This is a genomic window from Kitasatospora sp. NRRL B-11411, assembly GCF_000721345.1.
Classification (GTDB): Bacteria; Actinomycetota; Actinomycetes; order Streptomycetales; family Streptomycetaceae; genus Kitasatospora; species Kitasatospora cineracea.
On record NZ_JOGH01000100.1, the window covers coordinates 1 to 22271 of the forward strand.

The following is a 22271-nucleotide window of genomic DNA, read 5'->3' on the forward strand; positions in this document are numbered from 1 at the left end:
CGGTGGACGGGCGGTCGGGGGCGGGGGTCTCCGGGCGGGCGGGGGCGGGGGTCTCCGGGCGGGCGGGGCGTTCCGCGTCCGTGCGGATCGTTCCGCCGGACGGGCGCTCGGTGGCGCCGGACGGCCGGACCGGGCCGGGCGTGACCGGGCCGGACGTGGCCGGGCGCGGCGGCTGGTGTCCGCCGGTGCTGCCGCCGCCGGAGTGGGCGCCGCCGCCCGTCGGGGCGGTTCCGAGGCCGCCCGTCATCGGCATCTGCACCGGCGCCTGCTGCGTACCGGCTCCCGCCGGGGGCACCTGGTCACCGGCGGGTACCGGCTGTCCCGCCGTCGACGCCCCGTCGGACGGCGTCGGCCGGACCGCCGTCGCCCCGGCACCCGCCAACCGGGAGCCGCCGTCGATGTGCGTGGCACCCGCCAGGTTGGGCACCGAGCCGGTCCCGCCGCCCGGCACGGCGCCGGACGTGTGCGCGGCACCGGCCTGGGGGGCGTCGGCCCCCGACTCCCGCAACGGGACGCTCTCCTGACGGACCTCCGCCGGGGACGGCCGGGACGGCTGCTCCTGCGGGCCGCCGTGCCCCGCGTTCGTCTCGTGGACGGGCTGGGCATCCGGGCGGACGCTCGCCGCGGGCTGGGGCGACGGCTCGTGCGCGCCGGACGTGCCCGCGTGGCTGCCCGTGGTCTCGTGCGGCAGGGGCGCGTCGGCGGTGCGACCGGAGCCGGTGGGCGCGTCGTGGCCGCCCGTGCTGCCGGTCGTCTCGGGGTGGACGGGCGGGGCCTCGTGACGGCCCGTCGCTTCGGCGTAGGACGGCGGGGCCTCATGACGGCCGGAGCCGCCCGCCGTCTCCAGGCGGGAGGGCGGCGCCTCCTGACGGCCCGTCGCCTCCGCGTACGACGGCGGGGCCTCGTGGCGGCCGGGCTCGGTGGGCGCGTCGTGACGGCCGGCGCCGGACGGCGACTCGGTGGAGGCCGGCGGGGTCTCGTGGCGGCCGGTGCCGGAGGTGGCCTCCGCGTAGGACGGCGGCGCGTCGTGGCGGCCGGTGCCGGAAGTGGCCTCCGCGTAGGACGGCGGCGCGTCGTGGCGGCCGGTGCCGGAAGTGGCCTCCGCGTAGGACGGCGGCGCGTCGTGGCGGCCGGGACCCCCCGTGCCGGTGCCGCTGGCGGTGGCGGTGCTGCTGTTGCCCTCCGGGCCGTGGTAGCTGCTCTCGCCGGTGGGGGCGGAGTCGGGCTTGGTGAAGGACGGCGGGGGGCCGTCCTGGCGGCCGCCGGTGCCGGGGGCGGTGGGGCCGGGGATGTCGAGGTGCGGGCCCTCGCCGGGCTTGGGGGCGTTGGCGTGGGCCTTGGCGGCGGCGCCGGCCGCGTGCAGGCCGACGCCCGCGCCGCCGGAGAGGCCGGAGCCGAGCAGGGAGGAGGTGTCGACCTCGCCGGTGGTGATGAGCTGGGTGAGGGCGTCCGCGCCGACGCCGACGGCCGCGCCGGTGGCCATCTTGCCGACGGTGGAGCCGAGGGCGGCCTCCGCGCCGAGCTTCTTGCCGATGCCGCCGATGCCCGCGCCGAGCAGGTGTCCGGTGGCGCCGCCGATCGCGCCGCCGAGGGCGTTCTGGCCGACTTCCTTCATGTCGATGCTCTTGCGGTGGCCCTCGGCGAGTTCGATGCCCTGGGCGAGCAGGTTGATGGCGGCCATCTGGACGGCCTGCTTGGCCGCCATGGTGATCATCTCGGTGGCGAGCTTCTTCAGGATCCCGAGCACGATCTGCCGCTGGGTCTGGATCATCACCGGCACCTGGAGCATCGAGGCCCCGGCGGTGACCACCGACTCGGCCTCGGCGGTGGCGATCTCGAAGGCCAGGATGCCGAGTTGCACGACGATCTGGATCTTCGCGGTCTCGGCCGAGTTGGCCATCTGTTCGAGCATGTCGCCCATGCCGTTGAGCGCGTTGACCGCGCCGCCGAGCCGGCCGGGCTCGTTCTCGGTGCCCTTGCCGACCGAGAACTTCACCCAGTACGCGCCCAACGACTGGGCGGCGTTTCCCTGTTGGCCGTCCAGGGCGCGTTTGATCGCACTGTCGGCCCCCCGCGAGGCGTCCTTCAGCCCCTCGGCGGTCTTGCGGCAGTGCTCGGCCATGTCGCGGAGCTGGTCCTCGTCGGCCTCGGGCCAGCGGCAGCCCGCGAGCAGCAGGAGCACCCACTGGAGCGGTTCCGGGAGTTCGGTGGCCATCGTGGGTCAGTGCCTTCCGCTCTGGGTGAGGTGCGGCGTCATCGGGACGTGCACGGGGGGACGGGGTGCGGACGGCGCCGGGGGGAGCGGGGCGGCGCCCTGGTCCTGGCCGCCGAAGTCGGCGGTGATCGCCGAGTCCGCGTCCTGGTAGCTCTGGCCCATGGCCTTCAGGCCGTCCGCGATGGTCTTCAGGTCGCCGGACAACTCCTTGAGGACGGCCAGGGTGTCGTGGCTGTAGCTCAGGTAGCCCTTCTCCCCCTCCGCGAACTTCTTGCCGGAGTCGTCGTTGCCCCAGGGGTTCTGGGACTCCAGCGACGGCAGGTAGCCGCTCAGCGCACTGCTCAGCGCGGCCACCTGCTCGGACGCCGCGAGCAGCGGTGAGACCGCCGCCAGGTACTGCGCGGGGTCGACCCGGAAGCCCGCCCCGGCGTTCCCCGCGCTCCCGGCGCTCCCGGCGGTCTTGGCCACGGCGCCCGCGGGCTGACGGGGCGTCACCGTCGTGCCCGCCGGAACGGCGCCCGTCTCCTTCGCCACCCCGGGCACCGTCCCGGCCCGGTCCGCCAACACCCCTTCCGACGCCGCCCGGCCCACCTGCTCGGCCGGGACCGTCCCGTCAGCGGCCCTGAGCGGCACCCCCTCCGACGCCGGAACCCCGGCCCGGTACGCCGGGAACGTCCGCTCGCCGAACTCCGCAGGCACCCCCTCCTCGGCGGGCACCCTGTTCTGGTACGCCGGGAACGTCCGCTCACCGAACTCCGCAGGCACCCCCTGCTCGGCGGGCACCCTGTTCTGGTACGCCGGGAACGTCCGCTCACCGAACTCCGCAGGCACCCCCTCCGCGGACGACCGCGCGGTGTAGGCGGGGAACGTGCCGTCGGGCAGGACGGTGCCGATCCGGGCCGGTTCCACCCCGTCGGGCAGGACGGGTTGGGCGGGGACGGTGCCTTCGGGATAGTGGCGGGCGGTGTGGGCCGGGGTGGTGAACCAGGCGGGCTCGTCGGTGGTCATGGGGGGTCCTCTGCTGGTTCAGTCGGTCGGGGCGGCGAGGCGGGTGAGGGCGGCGCGCAGGAAGGGGCTGGGGACCTGGTAGCCGCCTTCCTCCCGGATGGGTGCGGGCTTGGCCTCGGCGGCGGCGGTCGGGGTGGCCGGGGTGGTGGACGCGGCGGAGGTGGTGGCCGCGTCGGGTACGGCGGGTGCGTCGGGGTGGCCGCGGCGGGCGGCGGCGGTCCTGGCCCGGTCGAGGTAGGCGTCGTCGCGGTCGGCGGCCTGGGTGGTGGCGTCCTGGGTCCTGGCGCCTTCGCCGCCGACGGCCGTCGCGGTGTCGCCGGGGCCGGCGGGGCCGTCGCCCGCGGTGCCGTCGGCGTCGTCGGTGCCGTCGGTGCCGCGCAGGACGCCGGCCAGCAGGGCGAGGGCGTCGTTCTCGCTGGCGGGGGTGACGGGGGTCTCGGCGGGGGCGGCTTCGGTCCCGGGGTCGGTGAGGGCGCCGTCGGCGCGGGCGTCGTCGAGCCAGCGGCGGCGGGCCTGCTGCCACTTGCGGTCGCGCGGGTCGGTCTCGGCGGCCTGGCCGAGGATGCCGCGGTCGGTCTTCGGGAGGTCCTCGTCCTCGATCTCGGCGCCGAACCGGCTGGGGCTGAGGAAGCGGTTGCCCTTCTTGCCGTCCTTGCCGGCGCCGCCGCGTCCGCCGCCGCCCATGCCGCCGGGGCCGTGGGCTCCGGCGGCGGTGCCGCCGGGTCCGGCCCCACGTCCGGACCCGGCGGCGGAGAGGAGTCCGGCTCCGGTCCGGCCGACGGCGGAGGCGGCTCCGCCGAGGCCGTTGGCGGCGGCGCCGGCGGTCCCACCCGCCAGTGCGCTGCCGCTGCCGCCGAGGCCGAACGCCCCGCCCCCCGCCCCGCCGCCCGCGCCGCCGAACGGGGACAGCGCGCCGGAGCCGGAGCCCCCGCCGAGCGCGCTGCCCGTGTCCAGCCCGGACAGGCCGGCCAGGCTCAGCCCCCCACTTGGGCTGAGCGGGAGGGGGGAGTAGACCGGCAGCTTGCCGCTGCCGGAAGTGAAGTCGGGGACGGTCGGCATCGCCGGGGTGAGCGGCTTGAACGGCTGGATCGCGGGCGTCTTGCCCTTGCCCAGGCCCGCGCCGCCGCTGTGCGGACCGAGGCCGCCGGGCCCGCCCGCCCCGGCGCTGCCCGCCCCGGAGCCGAGGCCACCGGCGTCCGCGCCGCTGCCGCCGGGGCCGCTGCCCGCGCCGCCGTCCGCGCCGGGGGGCGGGGTGAGGCCGTCCAGGCCGGTGCCGGGGCCGCCGGCGGGGCCGCCCGCACCGGCGCCGCCGCCGTTGCTGCTGTTGAGGGCGCAGGTCTTGGCCATGCCGGTCATGTCGGTGATGTGGCCGGCGCTCTGCCGGAGCATGCCGTCGACGTTGCTGCCGACCTGGCCGATGTACTGGTGGTAGACCGCCGCGGCCTGCTTGACGCCCTCGGACTGGGCGATGTCGCTCTTCTTGCCGGCCGGGTGGGACGCCATGTACTCCTTGGCGTACTGGAGTTCGCGGATCATCTCGTTCTTGGTGCCGGTCACGGCCTGCACCGCGCCGTGCAGGCTCTGGGCGATCGCCTGCCCGGCCTGCAGGGTGGTGGCGACGTGCGAGCCGGCCCCGGAGGCGAACTTCTGCAGGTACTGGGCGAAGCTGTCGGCGGCGGGGCCGGACATGCTGGCCATCGCCCGCTGGGCGGCCTGGACGATGCCCTGCACGTGGCCGTCGGCGGCCTCGTTCCACCGGTCCCAGGCGGCGGCGAGGTCCGCGATCAGGTCCTCGTTCCCGTCGGGGAAGAAGATGTCCTTGCCGTTCTCGTTGTTCTGGACGGTCTTGAGCACGTCGGCGAGTTCGGCGGGCAGCAGGATCATGGCGGGCGGCTCTCTCGGGCGCGGACGGGGAGCGGAGCGGGGCAGGACTGAGCAGGGCGGACGCGGGGACGCGGGGGCGCAGGGCGCGGCGGGGTGACCGGGCGTCAGATGTAGTTGCGCTGGCCGCCTCCGCCGCCCGAGTGGACCTCGGAGGGCGGGGCGGGCTTGTTGTAGTCGAGGTCGGGCGCGGTCGGGTCGTGGTACCCGATGCCGGGCGCCGGGGCCGGGGCCGGGGCGGGTGCGGAGACCGGCTGGCCGGCCGGGACGGACGGCACCTCGGCGGAGACCGGGACCCCTTCGGACGCGGGCACGGCGGGGGCGAGCGGCGCCGACAGCGGCACGGCGGGCTGCGTCCTGGCGACGGCGTCCACTGCGGTGGCGCCGGTGCCGCCGGCCTCGGTGCTGAGCCGGCGCAGGTCGGCGGCGTGCTCCTCGTCGACGCTCTGGTGGCGGGCCGCCATGGTCTGGAGGTTGGCGGCGACCGCGGCGGCGTTCCGCAGGAACTCCCGGATGCCTTCCAGGACCTGGGTCTGGTGGGTGCCGAGGCCGCCGATGCCGGAGGTGTCGCCGATCAGGGACTTGCCGAGCAGGTCGCTGCCGTAGACCTTGTCCTGGACCTGCTTGACCTTGGCCTCGAGCTGGTTCATCGGGCCGTTCAGCTCGTCGAGCAGTCCGGCGATGGTCTTGGCCGCCGCCTGCACCTCGTCGAGGTCGATCTGCACCGTCTCGCCCGCCACCGCGCCCCTCCAGGGTTGTCCGTGTCCGATGGGACCGCGGACCGCCGGTGCGGTCCGTACGGTCCGTTCGGCGGCGGAGTGCCGGGGGCCGGTCCGGTCGGGCGGGGTCGGGTGGGCCGGAGCCGTGCACGCGCCTGGGGCCGGCCGGGCGGGTCCGCGCTGCCGTGCGGCCATCCTCCCGAGGGGCGTTTGCCTTTCGGCTGCGCCTGGTTAACGTTCCATTGTCAGGGCGGCGCGTGACGCGGATCACGCCCGGCGCGGGGTCGGTTGACGGGGCGTCAGACGGGCGACAGCAGGTCGGCCCGGAGGCGGTGCGCGGCGGCGGCGTGGCCGTGTCCGGCGGCGTCCTCGGCGCGGGCCAGGGCGCGCAGGACCTCGGCGGTGGCCTCGTCGTGGCCGACCTGTTCGGCCTCGGCGAGGGCGGCGCCGAGCCGGGCCCGGGCCTCGGGGTGGCGGCCGAGCGCGGAGAGCGCCTCGCCCGCGGTGGTGTGCAGCAGGACGCGGCGCGGGTCGGAGTGGGTGCCGGTGCTCAGCGCGAGGCCGTGCAGGGCGTGGTCGAGGGCGGGCCGGGGGCGTCCGGTGCCCAGGTGGTGGCGGGCCAGGTTGAGCAGGGCGAGGGCGGTGGTGTGCGGGTGGTCGGCGGCCAGGGCGATCTCCAGGGCCTGGGCGAGTCCGGCTCCGGCGGCGGCGTGGTCGGCGAGTTCGGAGTGGACGGCGGCCAGGTTGATCAGGGCGATCGCCCGGCCGACCTGGTTGTCGGCCCGGGCGGCGAGTTCGGCGGCGGGGGCCAGGCAGGCGGCGGCCTCGTGCAGGCGGCGGTTGGAGACCAGGACCCAGCCGAGCAGCGCCCGGACCTGGCTCTCGCCGTCCAGGTCGCCGGCCTCCACGGCGGCCTCCAGGGCGAGTTGGAGCTGCGGCACCCAGCCGTCGCGGACCCGGCGCAGGATCAGCGGCCACTGGGTGAGCACCAGCCGCCAGGTGCGCTCGGGGGTGGCGGTGGCGATCACCTCAGCGAGCGTCTCGCGGTGCGCGCCGATCCAGTGCAGGGCGTCCCCGATGGTGGTGAACTCCGGTACGGCGCGCGGGCGGTGGCTGCCGGCGGGCGGTTCGCAGCACGGCTTGCTGCCGGGTTCGGCGCACTGCGCGGCGGCCAGGCCCGCGTACAGGTACTGGTCGGCGAGCCGGGCCCGGGCGGTGCGCTGCTCGGCGCGGGAGGTCTCGGCGGCGAGCTGGCGGGCGTACAGCCAGACCAGGTCGTGCAGGGTGTACTGCTCGGCGTCGGTCTCGGTGACCAGGTGGGTGGCCGCGAGCTGCTCCAACGCCTGGGCGGCGTCCGGGTGTTCGAGGTCGGCGAGGGCGGCGGCGGTGTAGGCGTCGACCATCGGGCCGGGGTGCAGGCCGAGGGCGCGGAACAGCCGGGCGGCGGTGGGCGGAAGCTGTTCGCAGGAGATCCGCAGGGCGCTGGTGACGCTGATCTCCTCGGCCGCCAGGTGGTTCAACCGGCGCTGCTCGTGCCGCAGTTGCTCGGTGACGGCGGCCAGGCCGCGGCGCGGGTCGGCGGCGGCCTTGGCGGCGGCGATCCGCAGCGCGAGCGGCAACCCGTCGCACAGGTCGGCGAGTTCGCGGGCGGCCTCGGGTTCGGCGGCGATCCGGGCCGGGCCGAGCACCCGGGCCAGCAGCGCCGAGGACTCCTCCGGGCCCAGCACGGACAGCGGGACGGGGCGGGCGAGTTCGGAGGCGACCAGGCCGAGCATCCGGTGCCGGCTGGTGACCAGCGCGGCCGAGTCGGCGCCGGCCGGGAGCAGCGGGCGGACCTGCTCGGACTCGCGGGCGTTGTCGACCAGGACGAGCAGCCGGCGGCCGGTGGTGGCCCGCCGGTAGAGGGCGGCGCGGCCGGCCAGGGTGGGCGGCAGGTCCTCGTGGGCGGTGCCGAGGGCGGCCAGGAACTCGGCCAGCACGTCGCCGAGTTCGCGGTCGGGGCGGTCGCTGAACCCGCCGAGGTCGGCGAACAGCACGCCGTCGGGGAAGCGGTGGCCGTGCCGGTGCGCCCAGTCCAGCGCGAGCGCGGTCTTGCCGACCCCGGCCGGGCCGGTGACCAGCGCGATCGCGCCGTCCGGCCCGGTGCTCAACGCGTCGCCGAGGGCGGCGAGTTCGGCGCCCCGGCCGTAGAAGCCGCGCGGCGGCCGGGGCAGCAGGTCGACGGCGGGCAGCTCGGCGGCGGCCCGCTCCGGGGCCTTGGCCGACGAGAGCACGGGCGTGGGCGCCGGGGCGACGGGCCCGGGCGCGGTCGGCCGCAGCCGGCCCCGTTGGACGGGGATGCCGGGCACCCCGACCGGCACCGCGGCGGGCCCGGTGGTGTCGGCGGGCCCGCCGGCGTGGTCCGCTCCGCCCGCGTGGTCCGCTCCGGCGGCGTGGTCCGCCCCGGCGGCCGCGGCCGCGGCGCCCTCGCCGCGCAGGATCCGCTCGTACGCGGCGTTCAGGGCCCGGCCGGGGTCGACGCCGAGGCGGTCGGCCAGCGACTCCCGGGTGCGGTGGTACCAGGTGATGGCGTCGGACTGCCGGCCGGCCCGGAACAGGGCGAGCATCAGCGCGGAGACCAGCGACTCGCGCAGCGGGTGGGCGACCGTCTCGGCGCGCAGCAGTTCGGCGGCGCGGGCGGGTTCGCCGAGCCGCTGGAGGTGGTCGGCGAGGGTCTCGACGGCGGCGAGCCGGTTCTCCTCCAGGGTCTGCCGCCAGGCTTCCAGCGGGGCGCTGGGGACGGTGCCGGTGAGGGCGGGTCCGCGCCACAGGCCGAGGGCGTGTTCGAGGGCGCCGACCACCTCGGTGGAGCGCTGCTCGGTGCGGGCGGCGGCCACCAGCGCGTCGAACTGCTCGACGTCGAGCAGCCCTTCGGGCAGGCACAGGGTGTAGGCGTCGCCCGCGGTGGTCAGCCCGACGCCGTGCCGGTCGGCCCCGGCCTCGGCGAGCAGGGCGCGCAGCCGGGAGATGTGGCTCTGCACGACGGTACGGGCGTTGGCGGGCGGTTCGTCGACCCAGAGCGCCTCGGTGAGCTGGGCGACGGACACCGCGCGGTTGCGGCGCAGCAGCAGGAGGGCGAGCAGACTGCGCCGCTTCTCCGGACCGAGCCGGAGCTCGCCGTCGGCTCCGTCCGCGGCAACTGCCCCGAGCAGCCGGAATTTCACCGTATACCCCCCACTGTGGTGCATTGTTCGGTGAGGGAGGCTATCCGGTCGTTATCCGGTGCATACCACCGGGCCCGCCGCAGTGCCCCGCCGGACGGCCACGGTGCCCGACCGGACCGCCGCGGTGCCCGGCCGGACGGGCCCGGTGCCCCGCCGGACGGATCCGGTGCCCCGCCGGGCGGCGCGGTGCCGCCCGGCGGGTGCCCGGTGCCGTCAGGCGGACGGCGCCCCCGCCGCCCGCAGCGCCTCGACGTGCCGGCGCATCGCCTCGACCCGGGCGGCCGCCGCGGCGGCCGCCGGTGAGGTGCCGCCGGCCGACCCGCCCGGCCCGGCTTCCGGTGCCGGGGCCGGTACCGGCGCCGGCTCGGGGCGGCGATGACTGAGCATCAGCTCGCGGCTGCGGTCGGAGCGGGCGGTGACCCGGTAGTCCCAGTCCTGGCCGTGCTCGGACGGGCCGGCGAACCGGACGGTGACCTCGCGGGGCGAGACGCCCGGCTTGAAGTAGGTCTCCGCCTCGATCTCCCCGATCCGCTTCACCGGGTCGCCGTCCAGGGTGAACTGCCGGTGCATCGGCAGTCCGGGACCCTCGCCGCTGACGGTGAGGTGCAGCACCCCGCCCGCCCCCGCCGCGCCGTTGCCGAGCAGCGGCAGGACGGCGCTGGAGGCGGTGGCCATCGCGGAGGTGAGCAGGCCGCTGGCCGGGCCGTGGTCGGTCCAGCTCTCGCGCCGGACGTCGTACGGCCGGTCGGCCGGCCAGCCCTCGCGGGCGCCGGTGACCAGGTCGTCGAGGGTGAACGGCCCCTCGGCGCTGCGCCGCACCACGTAGTCGAGCGCCTGGCGCACCTCGGTGGCCGGCAGCGGTTCCCCGGCGGGGGCCTTGAGCAGGTCGCCGAGCAGGCCGGCCGCGGACTCGGAGCTGCCGCCGGAGAGTTCGACCAGCCGGTGGGCGGCCCGGATCCGCTGCTGGGCGAGCGGGGTGCCCGAGGTGAGGGCCTGGCCGTAGGCGGCCCGGCCGAGCCGCACGGTGCCGGCCAGCTGCTCGCGTTCGGCGGGCGTGCGCGCCTCGTGGTCGTACCCGCCGCCGCTGCCGTGCACCGCGTCGTGGACCTGGTCGAGCAGGCGGCCGCCCTCGGTGAAGTGCGGGGTGCCGTCCCGGTGTTCGGGGCTGAAGGCCCGGTACTGGTCGCCGGGGACGTCCACGGTGCGGGACTCGCCGCGCGGGACGTCCAGGGTGATGGGCAGCAGGCCCTTCTCGACGACCGGGTCCTTGCCCTTGTCGAAGAACGTCACCTCGACCTCGGCGTAGCCCTGGTAGCGGTCCACGGGGGCCGCGAACTTGCCGTTGGAGACGGTCTGGCCGGCCTCGTTGAGGCTGCCGCCCTCCCGCCACAGCCGCTGGGCCCCGGCGGTGATCCCCGGACTGGTGGTGACGTCGCCGGTGATCTTGGCGCCGACCTGGGCCTGGGCGCCCGCGTGGTTCGCGGACAGGTCCGAGCGGGCGGTGCCGGAGGCGGTCGTGTTGGCCGGGCTGAGGTCCGTCTTCTCGTTGCTGCCGTCGTGCTCCAGCGAGACCACCTTCACGCCGACCTCGACGCCCTTGCCGCCGCCGAGCGTGACCCGGTTGGTCGGGGCGGTCGCGCTGATCCCCCCGCCCTGGCTGGCGGTGCCGAACATGGCGGACAGGTGGCTGTGCGTGGTGAGCGCGTTGACCTTGGGCTCCAGCTCCTTCCAGGAGGTCTTCCCGAAGTAGTCCTGCCCGCGCAGCCGCACCACGTCCCGGACGCCGCCGACGTCGCCGAGCCAGCGCAGCACGTCGGTGTCGCGCAGCCCGTTCTCCCAGATCCGCTCCGGCGGCACCGGGACCGCGGTCGTCTCCGGCGCCTTCACCGGGACGGTGCGCGCCGGGTCGTCGACGACCTCGTCCCGCCCCTGCTCGTCGTGCGGCTCCGTCTTGCCGCCCTCCGCCTTGCCGCCCTCCGCCTTGCCGCCTTCCGGGCCCTTCGGCGGCTCCGTCTTGCCGCCCTCCGGGGCCTTCGGCGGGACGGTCTCCCCCTCGGGGGCCTTGGCCGCCGGCGCCTTGCCGTTCACGAAGGGCTCCACCGGGACGGTCTCGCCGGTCTCCACGATGGTCTCGAAGCCGACCGTCGCGGTGCGCCGCTGGTGGACCGAGGCGCCCACCCACGGCTTGCGGGTGATGGTGAACTGGAGTTCCGCCTCGCCCCGGTAGGCGCTGCCGGGCAGCTTCGACTTGGTGGCCATGCCGGCCGTGGTCGACCCGGTCCGGACCTCCGTGTGGTCGTGGCCGTGCCCGCCGGTGCCGGTCAGTCCGGCGGTCACCGAGACCGGTGCGCCCGGGATCGGGGCCGCGCCGGTCGCCCCGAGGACGCCGATCTTGGAGTTGCCGCCGCCCTCGGTCCGGGCGAAGGTGCGCTGCACGTCGGTGCCGGCGTTGAACTCGGTGGTGCCGGACTCGCCGAGGTGCTCCATCCGGTCCCGCAGCACGGCGCCGACCCGGACGGTGGTCCGGCCGTGCCGCACCACGATCTCGTCACCGGCGGTCATGCCCTTGAGCCGGGACTGCAGCCGGTCCGGGGTGAGTTCCGCGTCCAGCTTGCGGCTGACCCCCTCCCAGTCGCTGCCGAACGGGTTGCGCTCCGGCCGGGCCGCGCCGTCCGGCCGGGCGCCGCCGCGGCGGGGCTTCCAGCCGGACTCCACCTGGTCCCGGATCGACTCGCCGAGCGTCCGCCGCGGCCCGGGCGCCCCGCCGCCCGTACCGGCCGGACCGTTCCGGTCCCCCAGCGCGTGCACGTCGGTGACGATCGCCGAGGAGTCCAGCCGCCGCCGCTCCACGAAGCCCTTCGGCTGCCGGGAGGTGGTCCGCCCGGTCGGCTCCGCGTCCTTCTTCCCGTCCTTCGGGGCCTGCTCGGGGGCCTCCTTCGGGGCCTCCTTGGGAACCGCGCCCTCCGCGCCCTCCGCGTCCTTCGGGGCCGGGGCGGTGTCCTCCTTCTTCGGCACCGGGACGGCGTCGCGCTCCGGCACCGCGACCCGGGCCACCGTGTCGACCTGGTGGGTGACCGAGCCGTCGGCGATGCCCAGCCGCTTGAACTCGACCTTGACGTCGTACTTGGCGTCCACGTCGAACAGCACGGCCGTCTCGACGTGCTTGCCGCGGTTCGAAGTCGAGCCGACCGTCTCGGAGTTGTGGCCGTACGTGCGGTCCACCCGGTAGCTGGAGCCGCCCGTGACGTCCAGCACCGGGGTCTTCAGCCGGCCGATCCCGCCGCCGTTCAGCCGGGTGCGGTGGTCGCCCAGGCTGCCCTGTCCGCTGGAGGTGCGGGTGCCGGACTCGAACTCGTAGTCCTTCGACGTGGAGTGGTAACTCGACTCCCCGGTCCGGGCGGTGACGGTGATCTCGGCCTTCCAGGTGGCGCCGGAGACCGTCTCGGTGAGCTTCCCGCCGCGGGTCAGCTGGGAGAGCTGCGACTTCAGCGCGAGCCGGTCGAAGGTCTCCCCGAGCTGCTGGCGGGTCTCCTCCGACAGTTCGCCGTGCTTCGTGCGGACGGCGTTCTCCACCGTGGTGCGGACCCGGTCCGCGCCGCTCAGGCTGTGCACCACGTACGAGGCGTTCAGCTCTCCCCGCTCGCGGATCCGGGGCGGCGCGGTGTGCGTCGCGTCCGGGTTGGGCGCCTTCGCGGCGGCGGACGCCGGGGCGGCCTCGGGCAGCTTCTCCGGCCGGGTGAAGGTGTGGGTGCCGTCCTCGGTCTTCGCCACCTTCGACTTGACCGTGCTCCCGGCTTCGAGGCCCACCTCGATGCCGAGCGGCGCCGTGGTGTCCGAACGGCCGCCCGGCAGCGTCTCGCCCGGGCGCCCGAAGTGCACGTCCACCGCGAGCTTCGCGCCGTAGATGACCTGCGGCGCGTTGTACTTGCCGTTGGCGTAGACCCGGTCGGCCTGCCGGTCCTGCCCGCCCTCCCGGTCGCGGCGCTGGGCGGAACCGGTGGCCAGCAGGTCGCCGCCGGGCGCGCCCTTGGCGACCGTCCCGCCGAGCTGGCCGTTGCCGGCCGCGGTGCGCGCCAGCATCCGCCGCTCCACGGTGAACGAGCTGTTCTCGTTCACCGTGTTCAGCGCGGCCTTGCCGTCCTCGCGCCGGTAGGTCATCTCCTGCACCCGGGCGGTGGCGGTGACCACCATGTCCTCCTTGCCCGGGATCTTCACCACCAGCGGCTCGCCCCGGGTCATGCCGGTCATCCGGGAGGCCAGCTTCGGCTGGCTGAAGCCCTGCAGCACCTGCTCGCGGACGGCGTCCCAGTCCTTGCCGAACCGCTCGCGGCCCTTGGCGTCGACCGCCGCGCGCAGCGCGGACGTGTTCTCCACGTCCCGGACCACGACGTCCTCGCCGAGCCCGCCCCGGTCGTTGCCGCCGCGCCACACCGACTCCGGCGGGCCGGCCACCTCGTGCTGCTCGGGCTCCGGCGCGTCCTTGGCCTTGCCGCCTTCGGCGGAGTCCTTGGGCTCCGTGCTGCCCTCGCCCTCACCCTCGCCCTTGGGCTTGGGCTTGGGCTCAGCGGCGGGGGCCTTGGTGTCCGCCCGGTCGACCAGCAGCCGGACCTCGGCCTCGCCCGCCGGGTGCGCCGTGTCCTTGCCGTTGAACTTCAACTCGTAGTGCACGGCGCCGTCGTAGAGCACACCGGGCACCTTCGACTTGCTGGTCAGCTGGGAGACCCGGCTGTCACCGGAGATCTCCACCACGTCCCGGCCCAGCCGCCCGGAACCACCGACGTTGATCAGGGCCGGACCCGGCTTCAACCCGAGCGACGCGCCGAGCTGGCCCGCGTTGCCCTTGTTGGTGGCCGTGCTGTGGACCTGCTGGACGGTGGTGCCGATGTTGAACTCGGTCTCCTTCGTGGTGCCGACCTGCTCCAGCGTGCCGACCCGCGCCCCGATCTCGACCGTCCCGAGGCTCTTGCCGTTCCGGTCCGTCAGGTTGACGGTGAGCGGCTCGCCCGCCGTCATCGACTTGAGGTCCCGCTGCAGGCGTCCGAAGTCGACCTCGGCGAGGACCTTCTCCTTCATCGCGGGCCAGTCCTTGCCGAACTCCCGCGCACCCGCCTGCTCGACGTGCTCCAGCAGCCCCTCGACCGGCCGCTTGCCCGAGCCGCCGTCGCGCGGCTTCAGGTCCAGCACGATCTCCTGACCGCCGACCCGGCCGTCCAACAGCCGCTGCGGGGGCACCCGGCGCTCGCTGTCGGCCCCCATCGTCGGACGCTCCGGCACCGCCACCCTCATCGTGAGGTCCACCTGCGCGGTGTGCCCGGACTCGGTCCGCACCGGGGTCCCCAGGTGCCTCATGTTGCCGAAGTCCAACTCCAGCCGCATCGTCGAGTCGAACAGCTCCGCGGTCCCGGAGGTCTTCGACCGCGCCACCATGCCGCCCAGGTCCACGTCGACCTGGGCCTGGCCGCGGTCGTGGAAGTACCCCACCATCTCGGTCGGGTCGGCGATGCCCTTCGACTCGCGGACCTGGACGCCCACGTTGTACTGCCACTGCGAGTTCCGGTTCCCGCCGGTCGCCACCGTCCGGTCCGCGCCGTTCTCGAACTCGATCTTGTCGGTCCCCGCGGGCTTCGACTCGGTGACCCGACCGCGCAACTCCACGCTGCCGCTCCACCCGTGCCGCTCGAACGAGGCCGTCCACACCTCGCCCCGGGACAGCGCCCCGAGCATCGGGCGCAGCGTCGCCGGCCCGAAGTGCTCCTCCGCGAACGCCCGCGCCGCCGCCCGGTCCCCCGGCACCATCCGCTCGATGGCCGCGACCACCTGCTCCCGGACCGCCTTCTCGTTCCCGGTCAGCCCGACCACCAGGTCCGTCCCGGCGATCGGCCGGGGCTCCGTAGACTCCTTCTTGCCCTCGGGCAACGGGAGTTCGGGCTCGGGCTGCTTCTTCTCCGACTCGGGCTCGGGCTCCGGCTGCTTCTTCTCCGGCTCCGGCTCGGGCTGCTTCTTCTCCGACTCGGGCTCGGGCTGCTTCTTCTCCGGCTCCGGCTCCGGCTGCTTCTTCTCCGACTCGGGCTCGGGCTGCTTCTTCTCCTCCTTGAGCGCGTTCTCCCACTTCCCGTGGCTCGGCGCCGGGGCACCCTCCGGGCGCGGCACCGGCGCGCTGCCGTCGTAGTGGGCGGGCGCGTCGTGCGCGGGCCCGTCGTTCCGGTACACCGTGACCTGCCGGCCGTTCTCCGGGCCGAAGGTCCCCACGTGCTCACCGTTCGGGTCGAGGACCCGCAGCCGGACGCCCAGCGCGTTGGCCGCCGCGACGGGCAGCATCTCGCCCGCCTGGGTGTTCCAGCGGTTCCCCCAGTCGCGGACGGTTTCGAGCAGCGCCTGCCGCTCGTGCGGGAGCGGCGGCGGGGCGGTGGTGAGGATGTGGTCGCCGACGATCGTCCGCAGCTCGGCGAGCGGCACGTTGTCGAACCCTCCGCGCACGTCCTCGGGCAGGTAGGAGAGCAGTTCCTCCCTGGGCGCGTTGCCCCGGGCCACCAGATCGCCGCGGTAGTTGGTGACGACCTCCTGCGGCCACTGGTCCGCGGGCAGCGTCCGGAAGTGCTCCTCGACCTCGGCCCGGAGCCGTTCGTGCGCGCCGTTCACCCCCGAGAGCTCGGGCAGGCCGACGACCAGCGAACGCAGCAGGCACAGACCGTCGGCCGCCACCGGAACCAGCTTCCCGGCCGGCGGGAACTCGGGCCGCTCCTCGTTGTCGTCCTTCGGAGCCTTCTCCTCGCCCTTGTCCTCGCCCTTGTCCTTGTCCTGGTCGCCGTCCTTCTTGCCCTGCTCCTCGGTGTCGTCCTTCTTGCCGTCGCCCTCGTCGTCCTTCGGGGCCTTGCCCTCGCCCTTGTCCTCGTCGCCCTGCTTCTTGCCCTGCTCTTCGTTGCCGTCCTTCTTGCCCTGCTCCTCGCTGCCGTCCTTCGGAGCCTGGTCCTTGTCTCCGCCCCCCTGGTCCTCGGGGCCCTTGTTGCCCTTCTCCCCCTCGTGGGCCGGGGCGTGCTGGGTGCCGAGTTCGGGCGGGGCCGAAGCGGAGCGGGGGCGGGTGGTTCCGGCGGGCGGCGGCGGGGCGGGGGTGTCCTCGGTGTGCTGCTGCCGCGGGGGTTCCTGGTGCTCGGTGGGCGGCGTGTGGTGGGAGACCGAGCCGAAACCGGGCTGGTTGTCGTTGCCGCGCGGCGTGCCAGTGCCCCCGGAGGTCTTGTCGTTGCCGATGGGCGCCGGGGTCTCGGTGGTGGGCTCGTTCTTGGCGGTCTCCGGCGCCTTCTCCCGGCTGGTCCCGGTGCTGCCCTGCGGCGGCTGCTCGTTGCCGCGGTCCTCCAGCCGCTGCTGGCGGCGGGCGAGCTTGGCCGCCTTCACCGCTTCCTTCTGCTGGCGCGCCTCGGCTGCGGCTTCCGCCTTCTTCCGTTCCGCTTCCAGCTGCTCCGGGGTCTTCTCCGGCTTGGCCGACAGCGCTTCCCGGCGCTTCTCGAGGTCTTCGTTGTTCTTGACGACCTCTTCCGCCTGCTTCTTGCGGTCCTTGAGCAGTTCGTTGGCCTGCTTGGCCCGCTCTTCGGCGGCGGCGAGCTGCTTCTGGTGCTCGGGGCTCCGGTCGTCCGTCTGCTTGAGGCGCTGGACCTCGGCCTCGGTCTGCCGGACGAACTCCTCGGTGCGGGCGACGGAGTGCTTCGCGGCGGAGACGGCGGGCCCGTACTGGCGCAGCGCGTTGTCGAGGTTCTTCTTGTTCTCGCCCTTGTTGGCGTTCTTGTCGCCCTCGCGCTGCCGGTCGTCGACCCGGTCGGACATCCGGGCGGCGGCGAACGCGATCGGGTCGAGGGTGCCGTCGTTGCGGTAGCGGCCGTCGCCGTCCGGGTTGTGGACCGTGAGCGGGCGGTACGGCGGGCGGCCCTCGCCGGCCGGGCCGGGGCCGTGGCCGGGGCGCGGGTCGATCGGGAGGCCGGAGCCGAACTTCGCCTCGGGGCGGTAGAACCGGGAGACGAGGTCGCCGAGTTTGCGTTCGGCTTCGTCGACCTGCTTCTTCGCGGCGGCTTCGCGGTCGGTGCCCCTGGCGTCTTCCAGGTCGCTCTTCGCCTTGGCCAGTTCGTTGTTGAGGCCGACGGCGTGTTCCCTGAGCGCGGGTCCGCCCCGGTGGATCTCCTGGACGACGGACAGGGCCAGGCCCTCGGCCACGTCCTTGCCGTGGAAGACCTCCTGGTCGAAGGTGACGTGCTGCTTCGTGCCGCCGTTGCCCGGGTAGGTGTGCTCCCACTTGCTCTTCTCGCCGGTGGCGGTGGAGCCCTCGACGTACTTGGTGGTGCGGGCGGTCTCGCCGTTGGGCAGCTTGTACTCCTGCATGGCCGGGCGGTCCAGCGGTTCGAGCTGGTCGTGCAGGGAGACCCAGCCGTCGTGGTGCTGCAGGATGTCGGAGCCGAACACCATGGTGGTGGGGCCGTAGCGGGTGACCATCTTCTCGTCGCCGACCTCCATCCGGAAGAAGGCGAAGTCGTCGTTGCCCAGGCTGCTGGTGTTGGTGTCGCTGCTCTTCCCGGACGCCATGAACTTGACGTCCCGCCGCATGAGGTCGCCCTGCGAGGAGAGCATGCCGGAGTTGGCGATGGCGTGGTAGGCGGGGGTGGAGTGCTTGAGCCGGTAGGGCAGGTCCTTGAGCGAGTCGTGGAGGTCCCGCAGCTCGGGGTCGTCCTTGAGGTGCGGCTCGACCTGGTCGCGCAGGTTGCCGAGGTTGCGGTCGGACAGGGCGCGGACGAAGTCGGCCCGCTTCTCCGGCGGGAGGGTCGACAGGTCCTCGGGGAGGTTCGCCAGGTCCTCGTTGGTGAGCTTCTTCGAGTCCTCCGCCTTGGGCGGGTTCGCCGGGTCGTCCGCCTTGGGCTGGTTCTCCGGGTCCTCGTGCTTCGGCGGGTTCGCCGGGTCCTCGACCCTGGGGGTCTCGGAGGCCGGCGGCTTCTGCTGCCCGGCGCTGTCCCTGATGTCCTGCTGGACGGTCTTCCACTGGGTGCCGGTGGGCACGTCGGCGTACGCCTGGTCACGGCGGAACTCGCGGACCCGGTTGTGCAGCAGGTCCATCAGCTTCGGGTCGAGCGCCAGCGGGACGCGGCTGCCCCCGCCCTGCGGGTGCGGCTCGGACAGGGTCTTGGAGAGGCCGGTGAGCGGGCCGTACTGGTTGCGCAGGTGGTAGAGGCCGCCGTGGTCGGCGGCGCCCGTGACCTGGCCCTTGAGCAGGCGGTCCAGTTCGTCGCCGCGCCGCACCGTCTCCTCCTCGTAGGCGCGCCGCGCCTCGGGGGTCGGGTGGGCCTGCTCGAAGCGCGGGGGGTCCGTCATCAGCTGGAGCCGCTCGCGCAGTTCGTCGCCCTTGCCGACGATCTCGTCGCCGGTGGCGCGCAGGTGCTTGCCGGGGTCGGCCCCGTCGTTGCCCAGCCGGGCCTGCTCGTCCAGCCACTGGGCCCGTTCCAGCACCTTGGTGGCGGTCTGCGGGTAGTCGCTGCGGATCAGCATGTCGGCGAACTGGTGGAGTTCGGGCTGCGACAGGTGGTCGACGTTCACCTCGACCGGGGTGTCCTTGCGGGTGGTGAAGTCCTTGCCCATCCACTCGGAGAACGCGTCCGGGCGGGCCTGGCCGTCGGCGGAGGGGACCCACTTCTTCTGGTCCGCGTCCCACTTGATCCTGACCGACCCGTCCTGGGTGACGGCGGCCTCGTTGTCGCGCCGCTGGGCGGCTTCCGGGTCGTCGTCCTGGTTCTGCTTGTTGTCCTTCTTCTTCGCTCCGAAGCCCTCGTGGTCGGCGGTCGGCTCCGGGAGCGGCCGCTCCTCGGGGCGGTGGAAGTCGGAGTAGGTGTCCATGAAGTCGCGGTCGTGCGGCCCGGAGATGTTGTTCTCGTGCGGGTCGGCGACCGAGGCCCAGACCGTCCAGTCGGAGCGGAAGTTCTCCGGCATCGAGCCGTCGGCGACGGTGACCTTGCGGTCCGTCAGGTCGGCCCAGCGCAGCGTGCCGTCGCGGTCGTGGACCAGCGCGACCGCGTGGCCCGTGCCGCCGTCCTTGCCGGCGCCCAGGACGGTGGCGAAGCTGCCGGGGCCGCCCTGCTTGACCTGGTCCATCAGCTTCTGGATGCCGTCCGGCCCCTCGCCGAAGCGGGCCGGGCCGTCGTGCCGCTTCCACAGCGCGTTGCCGGGGACCGGTTCGGCCGTGCCGTGCAGGGTCTGGCCGGAGACCCGGGGGCGCCCGAAGTGGGTGTCCCGGTACGCCTCGACGTTCTCCAGGCAGGCGTTCAGGTCCTCGGGACGCCGGCCGCCCGGGCCCTCGTGGACCGGCACCTCGTGCGGATTGACCTTCTGCAGCAGCGAGTTGCTCATCGCGGGGTGCTGCCGGTCGGCGCCGCCGACGTAGTCCGTGAGGTCCTTGGTCAGCGGGTGCTCCGGGCCGAACGAGCGGTAGCCGCGGTCGTTCAGCACGCCGTCGGTGTTCTCGTACGACGGCGTCCGGCGCCGCTTCGGCTCCTGCTCGGAAACGAGCTGGTCGTCCTCGTCCTCGTCCCGTCCGCGCTTGCGGCTGTTCGACGGGGCGGGCTGCGGCGTGGTGTCGCCGTCCGCGTCCCGCCGGGGCGGGACGGCCCGGGTGTCCTGGGCGGGCGCGGTGGCGTCCGTCGGACGGGGCGGCTGGTGTTCGGGCGCGGCGGTGCCGTGCGCGGTGGCATCCGTCGGACGGGGCGACTGGTGTCCGGACGCGGCGGTGCCGTGCGCGGCGGTCGACGCGGGCGCCGAGTCCGACGCGGGCGCCGGGCGCGACGGGAGCGCGCCGAAGTCCCGGGCGCCGGTGCCCTGTCGGCTGCCCTCGGCGGGGTGCGAGGCCGGCGGCGGCACGGACGTGTTCTCGTCGCCGGACCGGACCGCGTCCGGTCGCGGGGTCACCGGCCCGGGGTTGTCGGCGGAACCGGACGGCTGGGGCTGCCGGGCGGCACTCTCGTCCCGCATCACCTCGATCCAGTCCGACTTCCGGAACTCCGAGAGCAGGGTCTCGGGGGTCCGGTTCGGGTAGGCCGCCAGCGCCTGCTCCGCCAGTTGCCGGATGGGGGCCTCGCTGGCGTTCAGGAACTGCTGGTTCGCCTCGTTGGCCCTCTGCAGCCGGGCCGCGGTGGCCTCGACGTCCGCGAGGGTCTTGCCGGGCCTCTGGAGCTCGGCGACGAGGCGCTCCTGGGCTTCGAGCCGCCCGCTCATGTCATTGACGAACCTCTTCAGCGTCTGGACGGACGGGTCCCGCGGGTCCAGCCCCTTGGTGAGGCCGTGCGCCGCGTCCTGGAACTGTCCGAGCTGCTGCTTCGCCCTGACGTGGTACGGGTCGACCGTCATCTTGACGAGGTTCTCCGGGGTCTGCGTCGAGACCTCGAACGGGATGGTCGACTGCTTGGAGACCGTCGGCGGACGGTTCGGATCCAGGATGTTCGTGTGCGTCTCCTGGCTGACCAGCTCCCAGCCCTGCCCGTTGTGGCGCAGCATGTTGGTCGCCGCCGGCGTGTGGCCGGGCGGCAGGGGCGCCGCGTAGTCGTGCAGCCCCGCCCACTGGGTGACCGTCTTCCCCAACCGGAAGTCGGCGCCGGCCCGCAGGTTCTCCGAGGCGGAGTACGACTGGTAGTGCCACGCCGTGAACGTGTCCTCACCGGGCTTGACGGTGGCCACGAACGCGCAGCCGTTCATCGCGTCGGTGAACACCAGCCCCTCGCGCGGGAGGTCCGGGTGCGGGCGCAGCGGGACCTCGGTGTGGCCGATGGTGCTGTCGGCACCGGGGCGCTCGCTGGCTTCGTAGGGCACGTACGCGCCCTTCACGTAGTGGCTGTCGTCCTTCAGCGGCGGCAACTGGGATCCGACCGGCTCGGGGAAGCGTTCGAGTCCGGGGAAGCTCTCGGGGTGCTCGGCGAAGTGCGCCGCGTACTTCTCCCACGCGGGCACCAGGTGGTAGGAGGGCTTGCCGCCGCGGCCGGCGGCCGGGTCCGGCTCCATCGTGAACCAGTGCTTGTCGCTGCTCTTCATCGCGTTGAGGAACGCGATGTCCTGCCCAGGCTTCAGCCCGGGCATCCGCTGCTTCACGCCTTCGGAGAAGTCCACCGAGAGGAGGTTGTCCTCCAGGAACCTCGCCGGGTCGTGCATGATCCCGTGCTCCGGCGTGCCCACCGGCGGCAACGGCTCCGGCTCGACGTGCGGCACGGCCTCGTCGTGGTCCGACGGCCGGTCGGTCACGTCCTGGTGCTCCCGGCCCTCGTGCTCGGGGTGGGCCTGCGACGACTCCGGGGCGGACTCGTGCCCGGGGCGGAGCGAACCGCCGCCCTGGTGGCTGCCGCCGTTGCCGGTCGCGCCGTTCGGGTGGACGGAACCGGACGCACCGGAAGTCGACGGCGCCCCCGATCGGATCCCGCCGCCCACGTCACCGGCACCGCGGACCGGACCGGTCACCAGACCCGACCGGTGACCGTCCTGCCGCGGGACGGCCCCGAACCCCGCCGGGCGGCCGGACGCACCGGCCCCGCCGCGACCGGCACCGGCCGCACCACCGGCCGTCGCACCGGGCAGGTACCCGCCGCCCGCCATCGGGGGCGGCGTGGCGGTCGACGACGTGACGTCCGGGACCGCGTCCGGCGACTCCTGACCGGGCAACTGCTCCGTCCCGGCCGGACGCATCGGCGTCGGGGCGGACGCCCCCCGCGTGCCACCGTCCAGATGGGTGCCACCGCCACCGGCCAGGTTCGCGGCGCCACCGAGCACGCCCGACAGGTTCGGCACCGCGGACTGGTGCGCCGCCGCGGAACCGTCGGACTGCTCCGTCCCCCGCGACGCAGGACCCTCCTGGTGCGGCAACGCCGTCCCGTGCGGCTGCGCAGCGACCGGCTCCTGGCGCGGAGCCGGAGTCTCGTGCGGCTGCGCGGCGACCTGCTCGTGGCGCGGAGCCGGGGTCTCGTGCGGCTGCGGAGTCGGCGACTCGTGCGGCTGAACCGCCACCGGCTCCGGACGCGGCGCCACGTTCTCGTGCACGGGCGCGGCGGGCTCGTGACGCGGAGTGGCCTGCTCGTGCGGCTGCGAAACCGGCTCCTGGCGCGGAACGGCCTGCTCCTGACGCGGAGCGGCATTCTCGTGCACCTGGGCAGCAGGCTCCTGGCGCGGCGTCACGTTCTCGTGCACCGGAGCCGACTCCTGACGCGGAACCGCCTGCTCCTGCCGGGGAGCAGCGTTCTCGTG

General features: G+C 74.9%; 6 protein-coding genes. All 6 read right to left on the reverse strand.

Going from position 1 to position 22271, the window contains the following annotated elements; all coding sequences use genetic code 11:
- Positions 1–2215: hypothetical protein (locus IH44_RS46805; protein WP_030463030.1), on the reverse strand; the 2215-nt coding region annotated here is incomplete at its 3' end.
- 6 nt (positions 2216–2221) lie between these two features.
- Positions 2222–3223, reverse strand: a complete 1002-nt coding sequence (locus IH44_RS0130655) for a WXG100 family type VII secretion target (protein WP_030463031.1) — start codon at positions 3221–3223, stop codon at positions 2222–2224.
- 18 nt (positions 3224–3241) lie between these two features.
- Positions 3242–5107, reverse strand: coding sequence for a hypothetical protein (locus IH44_RS43230; protein WP_030463032.1), 1866 nt, complete (start codon positions 5105–5107; stop codon positions 3242–3244).
- 104 nt (positions 5108–5211) lie between these two features.
- On the reverse strand, positions 5212–5844 hold the full coding sequence (locus tag IH44_RS0130665) for a hypothetical protein (RefSeq protein WP_030463033.1): 633 nt from the start codon (positions 5842–5844) through the stop codon (positions 5212–5214).
- A 278-nt stretch (positions 5845–6122) separates the two neighbouring features.
- The gene (locus IH44_RS0130670; protein ID WP_030463034.1) at positions 6123–9026 is read right to left on the reverse strand and encodes an AfsR/SARP family transcriptional regulator; all 2904 of its coding nucleotides are present in this window, start codon (positions 9024–9026) and stop codon (positions 6123–6125) included.
- A 213-nt stretch (positions 9027–9239) separates the two neighbouring features.
- Positions 9240–21461, reverse strand: coding sequence for a toxin glutamine deamidase domain-containing protein (locus IH44_RS0130675; RefSeq protein WP_157852517.1), 12222 nt, complete (start codon positions 21459–21461; stop codon positions 9240–9242).
- Positions 21462–22271: the final 810 nt, after the last annotated feature.